Here is a 13,351-nt window from a genome sequence, read left to right as displayed (position 1 = left end):
GTCTCGGGCATGCAGCCCGCCACCGAACCCGCGCTCTCCCCCGGTCTCACGCTGCGCCGCGTGGCCATCGACACCTACCACGAGAACGTGGCTTACCTGCACCGCGACTGTGAGGTGGTGCGGGCCGAAGGCTTTCAGGCCTTGTCCAAGGTGGAGGTGCGGGCCAACGGGCGGCGCATCCTGGCCACGCTCAACGTGGTTGACGACAGCAGCATCGTGGGCTGCAATGAAATTGGGGTGTCCGAAGACGCGTTTGCCCGGCTGGACGTGGCCGGCGGCCATTCGGCAGCGGTGTCGCCGGCAGAGCCGCCCGAGTCCATCCCTGCCCTGTTTCGCAAGATCAACGGTGAGCGCCTGGGTCGCGACGACTTCCGCAGCATCATTCGCGACATCGCCGAGTTGCGCTACTCCAAGATCGAGCTCACCGCCTTCGTCGTGGCTTGCAACCGCAGCGAGCTGGATCGTGAGGAGGTCTTCTTTTTGACCGAGGCCATGGTGGCCAGTGGCCGCAGGCTCGATTGGAACGAGCCGCTGGTGGTCGACAAACATTGCATTGGCGGCATCCCGGGCAACCGCACATCGATGCTGGTCGTGCCCATCGTCGCTGCCCATGGCCTGGTGTTTCCCAAGACCTCGTCACGCGCCATCACCTCGCCCGCCGGCACGGCCGACACCATGGAGGTTCTGGCGAACGTGCAACTTCCGTTCGAGCTGCTCACCGGCATCGTGCGCCAGCACCACGGGTGCCTGGCCTGGGGCGGCGCGGCCATGCTGTCACCGGCCGACGATGTGCTGATTTCCGTGGAGCGACCGCTGTCGATCGACTCACCTGGCCAGATGGTGGCCTCCATCCTGTCCAAGAAGATCGCCGCTGGCGCCACGCACCTCGTGCTCGACATTCCCATTGGCCCTACGGCCAAAGTGCGCTCGATGCCCGAGGCTCAACGCCTGCGCCGCTTGTTCGAATACGTGGCGCAACGCATGCATCTCTCGCTGGACGTGGTGATCACCGATGGTCGCCAGCCGATCGGCCGTGGCGTGGGCCCGGTGCTGGAGGCGCGCGACGTGATGCAGGTGCTGGAAAACGACCCTCGGGCACCGGACGACCTGCGGCAGAAATCGCTTCGCCTGGCCGGGCGTCTGATCGAATGCAATCCCGACGTGCGGGGCGGCGACGGCTTCGCCATTGCGCGTGACATCCTCGATTCGGGCCGTGCACTGACGCAAATGCGGGCGATCGTGCAGGCCCAGGGTGACCGCGGTTTTGACCACCATCAACCGGCGCTGGGCTCGCTCACGCTGGAGGTGAAGGCGCCCGCGGCGGGCGTGGTCATTGGCATCGACAACTTGCAGATCGCGCAGATTGCCCGGCTGGCCGGCGCGCCCAAGGCGCCGGGCGCGGGCGTCGACCTGTGCGTCAAACTCGGCGCACCCGTGGCCGAGGGTGACTTGCTTTACCGCGTGCACGCCAGCTACCCGGCCGACCTTGAATTTGCGCGCCAGGCCTGCGCTCGCGCCAACGGTTTCAGCCTGGGCACCGCTGCGCAGGTCCCCCATGTTTTTGTGGAGTTCTGATGCCCCCATCAAGCAAAGCCGTTGCGGGTTGTGTGCTTTGTTTCGACGATGAAGCAGCGCTGGCCGCTCAGGCCGCCAGCGCCCTTGGCATGGCGTTGGCCGTGGTGGAGCGCCACCATTTTCCCGATGGTGAAATGCGTCTGCGTTTGCCTGCCGAGTTGCCCGCGCGCGTCGTGCTCTGGCGCGGCTTGCAGCAACCCAACGAAAAGCTGGTGGAGGTGCTGCTGGCCGCGCAGACCGCACGCAGGCTGGGAGCGAAGCACCTGACGCTGGTGTCGCCCTACCTGGCCTACATGCGCCAGGACATCGAATTCAACCCGGGCGAAGCGATCAGCCAGCGCATCGTGGGTGGCTTTCTGGCCGGACTGTTCGACGCCATCATCACCGTGGACCCGCACCTGCACCGGGTGGCCACACTGCATGAGGCCATGCCGGTGAAAGACGCCATTGCATTAAGCGGTGCGCCGCTGCTGGCCGACCACATCGCCACGCAACGCCAGAACCCGCTGCTGATGGGGCCGGACGAAGAAGCGCTGCAATGGGTGGCCCTGGCCGCGCGGCGCCACGGCTGGGACCATGCGGTGTGCCGCAAGACGCGCCACGGTGATTGCGAGGTGGACATCGAACTGCCCGACCTGCCGGTGGCCGGCCGTGCGGTGGTGCTCATGGACGACGTGGCCAGCTCGGGCCACACGCTGGCGCGGGCAGCGGTGAAGTTGCGCGCGGCGGGCGCCGCCACGGTTGACGTGGCGGTCACACACGCGCTGTTTGCGCCGGGCGCCGTGCAACTGGTGCGCGGCTCGGGGGTGGGTGAAATCTGGAGCACCGACTGCATTGCGCACGCATCCAACGCAGTGAGCATCGTCCCTGTGGTGGTGGCGGCGTTGCAGGGTATCTGACGGGTCGTTGTTGCGTTGAGGTTGCTCAACGCTGGAGCTACGGCGCTGCCTAGACTGGCTGGGCAGGGGAATGGTCCCTGTTTCTCCAAGGAGCCCCCTCATGCGTGCCGTCATGTCTTGTGCCTTTTTCCTGGTGCTGTCATCGGGCCTGACGGCCTGCTACGTCGTGCCCGAACGCCAGGCCGATGGGCAGGTCATCTACCAGCACTACCCCCTGCCGCCGGTGGGCACGGTAGCGCCCGCGCGCGTGGGGGTGGCCCCCGGCGGCGCAGCCGCACCCGCCAACCTGCCGACGCGGCTCTATCCAATCAACGACATTGCCACCTCCACCGGCATCATCACCGGATCGGTCACCAACATGATGACGGGCAAGGGCGTCTTCAACGTCTCTTACCTAGGCGAGGTGCTCACCGGCGAGGCCACCCGCGTATCGAACGACGAGCGCCGTGGCGTGGCGAGCGCCTTCAGCCCGAAGGGCCTATACATGTCGTGCGAGTACCAGATGAACACGCCGTACCAGGGGGCGGGTACCTGCACGTTCTCCAACGGCGCGGCTTACCGCATGCACATCGGCGGCAACTGATCGCACCGGGCTGCCATGCGCGTGAACAATGCGTGGAGGTGCCGATGAATGGCCGTGATGCGCGCGGGATATGGCGAGGGGCCTACCCGTGCAGGGAGGTATGAGGGAATACTGGGGTTTTCCCTTTGTTCCTTTAATGGACTGCACCGTTCCCATGAGCACCACTTCGCTGTTTTCCCCCTTCATTGCCGGCAGCATTGCGCTGGCCAACCGCATCGTCATGGCACCGCTCACACGCAACCGCGCGCCCGACGCCGTGCCCACGCCGCTCATGGCCACCTATTACCAGCAGCGCGCCAGCGCTGGCCTGCTGATCACCGAAGCCACCGCCATCAGCCACCAGGGGCAGGGCTATGCCGATGTGCCCGGGCTGTACGCGCCCGAGCAGATCGAAGGCTGGAAGCGGGTGACCGCGGCCGTGCACGCCGCTGGCGGCAAGATCGTGACCCAGCTCTGGCACGTGGGCCGTGTGTCGCACACCGAACTGCAGCCCCACGGCGGCGCACCCGTGGCGCCGTCGGCCATCGCGGCCAAAACCAAGACTGTGTTGATCAAGGATGGCGCGCCTGTTTTCGTCGAGACCTCCGAGCCGCGTGCGCTGGACCTCAGCGAACTGCCTGGCATCGTGGAGGACTACCGCAAGGCAGCGCTGGCCGCCATCGAGGCCGGCTTCGACGGCGTGGAGATCCACGCGGCCAACGGCTACCTGATCGACCAGTTTCTGAAGACCGGCAGCAACCAGCGCACCGACGTCTACGGTGGCAGCATCGAGAACCGTGCACGGCTGCTGATTGAAGTGGTCCAGGCGGTGACGGACGCCATCGGCGCGGGCCGCACCGGCATTCGCCTGTCGCCCGTGACGCCCGCCAACGACGTGATCGACGCCGATCCGCAGCCGCTGTTCACCCACGTGATGAACGAGCTGGCGAAATTCGACCTGGCCTATGTGCACTTCATCGAGGGGGCCACCGGTGGCCCGCGCGAACTGGCCGACCGCCCGTTCGACTACGACGCCCTGCGCGCGACCTTCCACGCAGCTGGCGGCAAGGCAGCCTGGATGGTCAACAACGGCTACGACCTGTCGATGGCCGAGCAAGCGGTGCAAGACGGCGCCGATCTGGTGGCTTTCGGCAAGACCTACATCGCCAATCCTGACCTGGTGGCGCGCCTGAAGCAGGGTGGTCCGTTCAACCAGCCCGACAACAAGACCTTTTACGGCGGCGGTGCCAAGGGGTACACCGACTACCCGGCACTGCAAGCTGCCTGAAGTCCTGGGACACGTGTCCTCGGACACATGGCTTGGCCTGAAAATGGGGCCTGCTCACCGAGGGGTGTGCAGGCCCTTTCTGCGTTTGCAGCCCGTGCCTGCCGTATCCTTGGCACCCATGAAGCTCTACAACTACTTCCGCTCCTCGGCCTCGTTTCGCGTGCGCATCGCGCTCGCGCTCAAGGGCATGGCTTATGACTACGTGCCCGTGCATATCGCGCGTGGTGATCACAAGCTGCCGGCCTATACCGACAAAGCGGTCGAGGGCCTGGTGCCGCTGCTCGAGCTGGACGACGGCACGCGCCTGACGCAGTCGATGGCGATCATCGAGTACCTCGACGAGCAGCAGCCCGCGCCCGCGCTGTTGCCGGCCGATGCGCTGGGCCGTGCGCGCGTGCGCGCCCTGTCGCAGATCGTGGCCTGCGAGATCCACCCCATCAACAACCTGCGCGTGCTCAAGTACCTCACGAAGGAACTCAAGGTCGAAGAGGAGCCCAAGAACACCTGGTACCGCCACTGGGTGCGCACCGGATTGGAGTCCTTCGAACGCCAGCTGGCGCAGCAACCGACGTCAGCCTACTGTTTCGGAGACACGCCGACCATGGCCGACTGCTGCCTGGTGCCGCAGATCTTCAACGGCCAGCGTTTCAACACCGATTTCAGCGGCCTGCCGCGCACCATGGCCGCGTTCGACGCCTGCATGAAGCACCCCGCGTTCCAGCAGGCGCAGCCCTCGGCCTGCCCGGACGCTGAAGTCTGATGCTGCTCACTGCGGACGGTATCGTTCCCGACTGGCCCGCGCCGCCCGGCGTGCGAGCGCTGTTCACCACGCGCGTGGGCGGTGTGTCGGTGGCCCCGTTCGACAGTTTCAACCTGGGCGACCACGTGCGCGACGAGCCCTTGGCCGTGGCGGGCAATCGCGAGCGGCTCGCGGCGCTCATCTCGCCCGCGCGCCCGGTGTTTCTGCAGCAGGTGCATGGAACACAGATCGCGCGACTGGAGCCCGACACGCCCGATGGCACCGTGGCCGACGCTTGTGTGGCGCATGTACCTGACGTGGCCGCCACCATCATGGTGGCCGATTGCCTGCCGGTGCTTTTTGCGCACGCCTCGGGCACCGCGGTGGCCGCGGCGCATGCAGGCTGGCGTGGCTTGGTCCATGGTGTGCTCGAAGCCACCGCGCGCGAGTTGAGCGATGCCGCGGGTGAAGGTGAAATCATCGCCTGGCTGGGCCCCTGCATCGGACCGCAGGCATTCGAAGTCGGGGCCGAGGTGTGCGAAGCGTTTGTCGCGCTGGACCACGAGACCGCGGCGCATTTCTGGCCGCTTGGCAAAGGAAAGTTTCTGGCCGATCTGCCCGCGTTGGCGCTGCGCCGCCTTCAGAAGGCCGGCATCACCAACGTGCACGGCAACGACGGCTCGGCCGCCTGGTGCACCGTGACACAAACCTCACGTTTCTTTTCGCACCGGCGCGATGCTGGCCGCCTGGGCAGCACCGGGCGCATGGCTGCCTGTATCTGGATCGATTGAGGCCGCCTCCGCAGACTCGGCATTGCCCGCCAGCCGCGCCATCTGCGCCTGGTGTTCGGCGGCTTCGCGCACCTTGATGGCCTTGCGCCGCGCGGGCGTCCTCATCAGGTAAACCACCAGTATCACGGGCAGCAGACCGTAAAGAAAAAAGGTCACAATGGCCCCGAGGACCGAGCCCGTGGTGTTGGTCGCTTCGGCCACCGACATCATCAGAACCACATACATCCAACCCATCACGACCAGGTACACAGTGATCCTTGCAGACCGGGAAACCATGTCAGTCTGCTGGAAGCCGACACGCAGATACTGGGGAAAACCCGGAATTTCCTCCCCAGCGCGGGGATGATAAGCCGCACACAAAGACACAGGAGACAGCATGACATCGGGCAAAACCCCACCCACCGACTGGCTGGAGACTGCCAGCGCGTTCCAGAAGAGCCTCATTCAACAATGGACCCAGGTGGCCCAGGCCTTTCCAGGGGCTGCGGCGGGTGCCCAGGCCGGTCCGACCGATCCCTTCGCCGCGTTCAAGAGCTTCATGCCGCAAGCAGGAGCCGCCAATCCCTTCGGCATGGCCATGCCCACCGCGGGCGCGGCATTCCCGGGCATGCCCGCGATGCCCGTCATGGGCGACATGTTCAAGAACGCGTCTGGCCAGCAGGTGAGTTTTGACCCCGCAAAACTGCTCGAGATTCAGAACCAGTACCTGAAGGATGTGACCGGTTTGTGGAACCAGGGTCCCGCCGTCAAGCCCGAGGGAGACCGCCGATTTGCCTCGGACGCCTGGGCCAGCAACCCGATGGCTGCGTTTTCCGCCGCCGCCTACCTGCTCAACGCGCGCACCCTCATGGCCTTGGCCGACGCTGTGCAAGGTGACGCCAAGACACGCACCCGCGTGCGTTTCGCGGTGCAGCAGTGGATCGACGCCAGCGCGCCGAGCAACTTCCTGGCGTTCAATGCCGAGGCGCAAAAGAAGGCCATCGACACCCAGGGCGAGAGCATCGCCAAGGGCATGGCCAACCTGCTGCACGACATGAAGCAGGGCCATGTGTCCATGACCGACGAGAGCGTGTTCGAGGTGGGCAAGAACGTGGCCACCACCGAAGGTGCGGTGGTGTTCGAGAACGAGCTGTTTCAGTTGATCGAATACAAGCCTCTCACGGCCAAGGTGTACGAGCGCCCGTTCCTGCTGGTGCCGCCCTGCATCAACAAGTTCTACATCCTCGACCTGCAGCCCGAGAACTCGCTGATCCGCTATTGCGTGGAGCAGGGTCATCGCACCTTCGTGGTGAGCTGGCGCAACCCCGACGAATCGCTGGCCAAGGCCACCTGGGACCAGTACATCGAAGACGCGGTGATCAAGGCCATCGGCGTCACGCAGGACATCACCGGCGCCGAGACCATCAACGCGCTGGGCTTTTGCGTGGGCGGCACCATGCTGGGCACGGCGCTGGCGGTGCTGGCCGCGCGCGGTGAAGAGCCGGTGAATTGCGCCACCTTCCTCACCACGCTGCTCGACTTCACCGACACCGGCATCCTCGATGTGTTCATCGACGAGAACTTCGTGAAGTACCGCGAGATGCAGTTCAAGGATGGCGGCCTGATGCCCGGGCGCGACCTGGCCACCACCTTCAGCTTCCTGCGGCCCAACGACCTGGTGTGGAACTACGTGGTGGGCAACTACCTCAAGGGCGAAACACCGCCGCCGTTCGACCTGCTGTACTGGAACTCCGACAGCACCAACCTGCCGGGTCCGTACTACGCGCGTTACCTGCGCCAGATGTACCTGGAGAACAACCTCATCAAGCCCGGCAAGATGACGGTGTGCGGCGAGAAGATCGACTTCCGCAAAGTGAAGTTGCCGGTCTACATCTACGGCTCGCGCGAAGACCACATCGTGCCCATCGGTGGCGCCTACGCGAGCACACAGGTGTTCCCGGGCAAGAAGCGCTTCGTCATGGGCGCCTCGGGCCACATCGCCGGCGTGATCAACCCGGCGAGCAAAAAGAAGCGCAGCCACTGGATCGGCTCGTCCACCAAGTTCCCGAAGGACGTGAACGAATGGATCGCCAGCGCCGATGAACAGCCCGGCAGCTGGTGGACCGACTGGGCCGCGTGGCTCAAGCCACAGGCTGGCAAGCAAATTGCTGCGCCCAAATCCTATGGCAAGGGCAAGACTTACGCTGCCATCGAGCCCGCACCTGGCAGATACGTCAAAGCCAAAGCCTGAAGAAACCCCGTTCGGGCTGAGCCTGTCGAAGCCCTCGCCAACACCGTTGCAAGCCCTTCGACAAGCTCAGGGCGAACGGACCAGATTGCAAACCAAAGAGGAAGACCCATGGAAGACATCGTCATCGTTTCAGCCGCCCGCACCGCCGTCGGCAAGTTTGGCGGCTCGCTCGCCAAAGTCCCCGCCACCGAGCTCGGCAGCATCGTCATCAAGGCCATGCTGGAGCGCACCGGCCTGCCCGCCGACGTGATCGGTGAAGTGATCATGGGCCAGGTGCTGGCCGCGGGTGTCGGGCAGAACCCGGCGCGCCAGGCCATGATGAAGGCCGGTGTGGCCAAGGAAACCCCGGCGCTCACCATCAATGCCGTGTGCGGCTCAGGCCTCAAGGCCGTGATGCTGGCCGCGCAGGCCGTGGCCTGGGGCGACAGCGAGATCGTGATCGCCGGTGGCCAGGAAAACATGAGCGCCTCGCCGCACGTGCTCAACGGCAGCCGCGATGGCCAGCGCATGGGCGACTGGAAGATGGTCGACACCATGATCGTCGACGGCCTGTGGGACGTGTACAACCAGTACCACATGGGCATCACCGCCGAAAACGTGGCCAGGGCCCACGCGATCACGCGCGACATGCAGGACGCGCTCGCCCTGGGCAGCCAGCAAAAGGCCAGCGCGGCACAAGACGCGGGCAAATTCAAGGACGAGATCGTGGGTGTGAGCATTCCGCAGCGCAAGGGCGATCCGGTTGTGTTCGACGCTGACGAGTTCATCAACAAGAAGACCAACGCCGAAGCGCTGGCCGGTCTGCGCCCCGCCTTCGACAAGGCCGGTTCCGTGACGGCAGGCAACGCCTCGGGTCTGAACGACGGCGCGGCCGCCGTGATGGTGATGACCGCGAAGAAGGCCGCCGCGTTGGGCTTGAAGCCACTGGCTCGCATCGCCGCCTTCGGCACCAGCGGCCTGGACCCGGCCACCATGGGCATGGGCCCGGTGCCTGCCTCCCAGAAGGCGCTGGCGCGCGCGGGCTGGAAAGCGGCCGACGTGGACTTGTTCGAACTCAACGAAGCCTTTGCCGCACAAGCCTGCGCGGTCAACAAGGCGCTGGACATCGATCCGGCGCGCGTGAACGTGAACGGCGGTGCGATCGCGATCGGTCACCCCATTGGTGCGTCCGGTTGCCGCATCCTGGTGACGCTGCTGCACGAGATGATTCGCCGCGACGCGAAAAAGGGCGTGGCCGCGCTGTGTATCGGTGGCGGTATGGGGGTTTCCCTCGCGGTCGAACGCTGATTTGCCGGTAGATTCAAAAGGCTGCTGAAGGGCCACGCGTGCCCTGCAGCCCAATACACAAACCAGAGGAGAACCCCCAATGAGTCAAAAAGTAGCCTACATCACCGGTGGCATGGGTGGCATCGGAACCGCCATCTGCCAGCGCATGCACAAGGAAGGCTTCAAGGTCATCGCCGGCTGTGGCCCCACGCGCGACTACACCAAATGGCTGGACGAGCAGAAGGCACTGGGCTTCACGTTTTACGCCTCGGTTGGCAATGTTGGCGACTGGGCGTCCACGGTGGAAGCCTTCACCAAGACCAAGGCCGAGCACGGCACCATCGACGTGCTGGTGAACAACGCCGGCATCACGCGCGACCGCATGTTCCTCAAGATGTCGCGCGAAGACTGGGACGCCGTCATCGAGACCAACCTCAACTCCATGTTCAACGTGACCAAACAGGTCGTGGCCGACATGGTGGAAAAAGGCTGGGGCCGCATCATCAACATCTCGTCGGTCAACGGTGAAAAAGGCCAGGCTGGCCAGACCAACTACTCGGCCGCCAAGGCCGGCATGCACGGCTTCTCGATGGCGCTGGCACAGGAGCTGGCCAACAAGGGTGTGACGGTCAACACCGTGAGCCCGGGCTACATCGGCACCGACATGGTCAAGGCGATCCGCCCTGACGTGCTGGAGAAGATCGTGGCCACCGTGCCCGTGAAGCGCCTGGGCGAACCCGGCGAGATCGCCTCCATCATCGCCTGGCTGGCCAGCGAAGACGGCGGCTACGCCACCGGCGCCGACTTCTCGGTGAACGGCGGCCTGCACATGGGCTGAATTGGCCCACCCCCGCGCCGCACTCGCACTTGCGAGCGCGTCACCCCCTCAAAGGGGCGACACCTGCGGTCCGGCAAAGCCGGTCCCGCGGTGTCACTGGGGAAGACGTTTCAGTCCAACACCCCGCTTTGGCGGGGTTTTTTGTGAGCGTTTGCTGGTGGTTTTCCGGTGACTCACGTCCTTCGACTGCGTATACATTGCCTGCATGTACAAGCCGCTTCCCCTGGAATCCCTGGCGCTCAACCAGCCCGTGCCCGTGAACATCTGGGACCCCAAGGGCGTGCTGTTGCTGCGCAAGGGCGAGCCCATCACCTCCGAACAGCACCGCGGCCACCTCATGCTGCATTCGCCCATGGTGCTGGCCGCCGACTGGCAAGCCGTGAGCTACAACTACACCGCGGCGCTGGACCGCATGGTGCGCAGCAACGAGTCGCTCAGCCGCATCGCCGGGGTCGACGCCATGGTGCCGGTGCAGAACAAACCCGAGATTCGCGAGGATCTCACCGCGACAGAAGCCTGGCCAGACATCCACGCCGCACTCACCACCTTGTTGCATCAGGGCGCCGAGGCGAGCCAGTTCATGGAGCGTATGGACCGATTGCACGCGCGGTCCGAAAAACTCTGGCGCGAGCAGCCGGACGGCAGCCTGCTGGTGCTGGTGCAATTGCTGTTCGATCCACGCATGCACTACAGCGCCACGCATGCGCTGCTCACGGCCGGCCTCTGCGCCCTGGTGGGACCGTCGGCCGGCATGGCGGTAGCTGATCAGCAGACGCTGTCGCGCGCGGCCCTGACCATGAACATCGGCATGACCCGCGCCCACGACGACATGGCCCGTCAGGCGGGGGCGCTGTCGGAGCAGCAGCGCGCGACCGTGCGGGAGCATCCGAATCGCAGCGCAGCGGTGTTGCGCCAGCTCGGCGTGGTGGATGCGAGTTGGCTGCAACTGGTGGAAGATCACCATGAGCGCCCCGATGGCCAGGGCTACCCGGCAGGCAAGCGGGTCAGCGGTGCCCTCCAGCACCTGCTGCAAATGGCCGATGTGTACGTCGCCTCCATCAGCCCACGCAAGAGCCGCGGCGGCCTGCTCTCGCAGCAGGTGGCGCGCGAGCTGTACCTGGGCGCCGACCTCACGCCCGACCCCCTGGGGGCGCTGTTCATCAAGAACATCGGCTTCTACCCACCCGGCAGCTACGTCCACCTGGCCAGCGGTGAGGTGGGGGTGGTGGCGCGACGCGGCGCCAAAGCCAATGCACCGGCGGTGTTTGCCATCGTCGGCCGCCAGGGCCTGCCGCTGGGCGAGCCCGCCTTGCGCGACACGACGGACCCCGCCTTCGAAGTCAAGGCCAGTCTGGCGCCCGGTGATGTGAAGGTGGTGGTGAGTGTGGCCAAACTGCTGGCCCGCCTGTGAACGCGCAGATGGCGCGGTACAGTCTCAGCCCGAGCCCGTGAGCCATTCCACAGATGATTGAAGACAGCCCCCACCACCCACAACACAACCCTTGGCGCCTCTCGGTGGCGCCGATGATGGATTGGACGGACAGGCATTGCCGTTACCTGCACCGGCTGCTGACCAAGCAGACCCTGCTCTACACCGAGATGGTGACCACCGGCGCGCTCGCGCACGGCAGCGTGCAGCGCCACCTGCGCTTCAATGCCGAAGAGCACCCCGTGGCCCTGCAGCTCGGCGGCAGCGATGCGGCCGAGCTGGCCATGGCCGCCCGGCTGGGCGAAGAGTGGGGCTACGACGAGATCAACCTCAACTGCGGTTGCCCCAGCGACCGCGTGCAGCGCGGTGCCTTCGGTGCCTGCCTGATGGCCGAGCCGCAGACCGTGGCCGATGGCGTGAAGGCCATGGTGGACGCGGTGTCGATCCCGGTCACGGTGAAACACCGCATCGGCATCGACCGCGTGGAGAGCTACGACTTCGTGCGCGATTTCGTGGGCACGGTGAGCGAGGCAGGCTGCAGCGTGTTCATGGTGCACGCGCGCAATGCCTGGCTGGACGGGCTTTCGCCGAAAGAAAACCGCGAAGTGCCGCCGCTGCGCTACGAGCTGGCTTACCGCCTCAAACGCGACTTTCCGAAGCTCACCATCGGCATCAACGGCGGCATCACCACCAACGACCAGATTGCCGAGCACCTGCAGTACGTGGACGGCGTGATGGTGGGACGCGAGGCGTACCACAACCCCTGGCAGCTCACCTCGTGGGACGAGACCTTTTTCGGCGCGGCACCCAGCACGCTCACGCGCGAAGCGGTGGAAGAGCAGATGGTGACCTACATGGAGCGCGCGTTTGTGGAAGACGGCTGCCCCTGGTATGCGATCGCGCGCCACATGCTGGGTCTGCGCCACGGCCTGCGCGGCGCGCGGCGCTGGCGCCAGATCTGGAGCGACCACCGCCTGAAGCCGTTGCCCCCGCGCGAGGTCTGGGCCATGGCCCAGGAGAGCATCGAAGCCGAATCCCTGACGGAGTCCGCCCAGGTGGCCTGACGGCCGAGCCGCTCAGGCCGCGGCTTCCAGGCCGCTCTGGAAATGTTCGCGCATGCGTTGCACTGCCAAGCTTGCATTGCGCTGCGCCAGCGCCTCGACGATGGCGCGGTGCTCGGCGAGCGACTCTTCGATGCGACCGGTCTTGAGCAGGGAGTTGTGGCGGTTGAGCTTCATCACCTTGCGCAGGTCGGCCACCATCTGTTCGCGCCAGCGGTTGCGGGCCAGCTCCAGAACCCGCATGTGGAACTGCTCATTGAGCGCGAAGAAGCGGTCGCGCTCGCCCATGGCGGCTTCCAGCGCGTCGTGCAAGGTTTGCAGCTCGGCCAGTTCGGCGTCGGTGGCCTGCTGTGCCACCACGCCAGCCGCGTCGGATTCGAGCAGGGCGAGCAGGTGGTAGACGTCGGCCAGGTCTTTCTCGGACACTTCGGTCACGTAGGCGCCTCGCCGCACTTTCATCGTCACCAAACCCTCAGCGGCGAGCACCTTGAGCGCTTCGCGCAGGGGCGTGCGGCTGATGCCGTATTCCTCGGCGAGCTTGAGTTCGTCGATCCAGCTGCCGGGCTCCAGCTCGCGCTTGAAGATGCGCTGGCGCAGCAGTTCGGCTACTTCTTCGTAGAGGGCGCGGGGGGCAAGGGACAAGGCGGACATGGGCAGGATTGTAAGTCGCAAG

General features: G+C 65.6%; 13 protein-coding genes. 11 read left to right on the top strand and 2 right to left on the bottom strand.

Features of this window, described 5'->3' with window-relative positions:
- Nucleotides 1-9 precede the first annotated feature (9 nt).
- The 6 genes from ASE11_RS18280 to pgeF all read left to right on the top strand — a co-directional run bounded on the left by ASE11_RS18280 (nucleotide 10) and on the right by pgeF (nucleotide 5,854).
- Nucleotides 10-1,575, top strand: a complete 1,566-nt coding sequence (locus ASE11_RS18280; protein WP_056274960.1) for a thymidine phosphorylase family protein — start codon at nucleotides 10-12, stop codon at nucleotides 1,573-1,575.
- Nucleotides 1,575-2,474, top strand: coding sequence for a ribose-phosphate diphosphokinase (locus ASE11_RS18275; protein ID WP_056274959.1), 900 nt, complete (start codon nucleotides 1,575-1,577; stop codon nucleotides 2,472-2,474). The genes ASE11_RS18280 and ASE11_RS18275 overlap by 1 nt, the downstream gene beginning before the upstream one ends.
- A gap of 100 nt (nucleotides 2,475-2,574) precedes the next feature.
- Nucleotides 2,575-3,057, top strand: coding sequence for a hypothetical protein (locus ASE11_RS18270; protein ID WP_056274957.1), 483 nt, complete (start codon nucleotides 2,575-2,577; stop codon nucleotides 3,055-3,057).
- 154 nt (nucleotides 3,058-3,211) lie between these two features.
- A complete protein-coding gene (locus ASE11_RS18265; protein WP_056275070.1) occupies nucleotides 3,212-4,324 on the top strand; it encodes an alkene reductase in 1,113 nt (370 codons plus the stop codon).
- Between the two features lie 118 nt (nucleotides 4,325-4,442).
- Nucleotides 4,443-5,084, top strand: coding sequence for a maleylacetoacetate isomerase (gene maiA / locus ASE11_RS18260; protein WP_056274955.1), 642 nt, complete (start codon nucleotides 4,443-4,445; stop codon nucleotides 5,082-5,084).
- Nucleotides 5,084-5,854 carry a peptidoglycan editing factor PgeF gene (gene pgeF, locus ASE11_RS18255; protein WP_056274953.1) on the top strand — a complete coding sequence of 257 codons (771 nt, stop codon included), beginning with the start codon at nucleotides 5,084-5,086 and terminating at the stop codon, nucleotides 5,852-5,854. Before maiA ends, pgeF begins: the two co-directional genes overlap by 1 nt.
- On the opposite strand, the gene ASE11_RS18250 is transcribed toward pgeF, so the two are convergent.
- Nucleotides 5,774-6,232, bottom strand: a complete 459-nt coding sequence (locus ASE11_RS18250; protein WP_321166267.1) for a hypothetical protein — start codon at nucleotides 6,230-6,232, stop codon at nucleotides 5,774-5,776. The two genes, pgeF and ASE11_RS18250, sit on opposite strands and share 81 nt — an antisense overlap.
- On the opposite strand from ASE11_RS18250, the gene ASE11_RS18245 reads away from it, so the two are divergent.
- The 5 genes from ASE11_RS18245 to dusA all read left to right on the top strand — a co-directional run bounded on the left by ASE11_RS18245 (nucleotide 6,231) and on the right by dusA (nucleotide 12,681).
- A complete protein-coding gene (locus tag ASE11_RS18245; RefSeq protein WP_056274950.1) occupies nucleotides 6,231-8,084 on the top strand; it encodes a PHA/PHB synthase family protein in 1,854 nt (617 codons plus the stop codon). The genes ASE11_RS18250 and ASE11_RS18245 overlap by 2 nt on opposite strands.
- Nucleotides 8,085-8,192: 108 nt before the next feature.
- Nucleotides 8,193-9,371: an acetyl-CoA C-acetyltransferase gene (locus tag ASE11_RS18240; protein WP_056274948.1), complete on the top strand. Its 1,179-nt coding sequence runs from the start codon at nucleotides 8,193-8,195 to the stop codon at nucleotides 9,369-9,371.
- Nucleotides 9,372-9,450: 79 nt separating this feature from the next.
- Entirely contained in the window at nucleotides 9,451-10,188 is a 738-nt protein-coding gene (gene phbB / locus ASE11_RS18235) for an acetoacetyl-CoA reductase (protein WP_056274946.1), read from the top strand.
- A gap of 205 nt (nucleotides 10,189-10,393) precedes the next feature.
- Nucleotides 10,394-11,599, top strand: a complete 1,206-nt coding sequence (locus ASE11_RS18230; RefSeq protein ID WP_056274944.1) for an HD-GYP domain-containing protein — start codon at nucleotides 10,394-10,396, stop codon at nucleotides 11,597-11,599.
- A gap of 53 nt (nucleotides 11,600-11,652) precedes the next feature.
- A complete protein-coding gene (gene dusA, locus ASE11_RS18225; RefSeq protein ID WP_056274942.1) occupies nucleotides 11,653-12,681 on the top strand; it encodes a tRNA dihydrouridine(20/20a) synthase DusA in 1,029 nt (342 codons plus the stop codon).
- A 12-nt stretch (nucleotides 12,682-12,693) separates the two neighbouring features.
- On the opposite strand, the gene ASE11_RS18220 is transcribed toward dusA, so the two are convergent.
- On the bottom strand, nucleotides 12,694-13,329 hold the full coding sequence (locus ASE11_RS18220; protein WP_056274940.1) for a GntR family transcriptional regulator: 636 nt from the start codon (nucleotides 13,327-13,329) through the stop codon (nucleotides 12,694-12,696).
- Nucleotides 13,330-13,351 lie beyond the last annotated feature (22 nt).

It is taken from the genome of Hydrogenophaga sp. Root209 (assembly GCF_001428625.1).
Classification (GTDB): Bacteria; Pseudomonadota; Gammaproteobacteria; order Burkholderiales; family Burkholderiaceae_C; genus Hydrogenophaga.
This window is presented reverse-complemented; position numbering and strand designations above follow the sequence as displayed.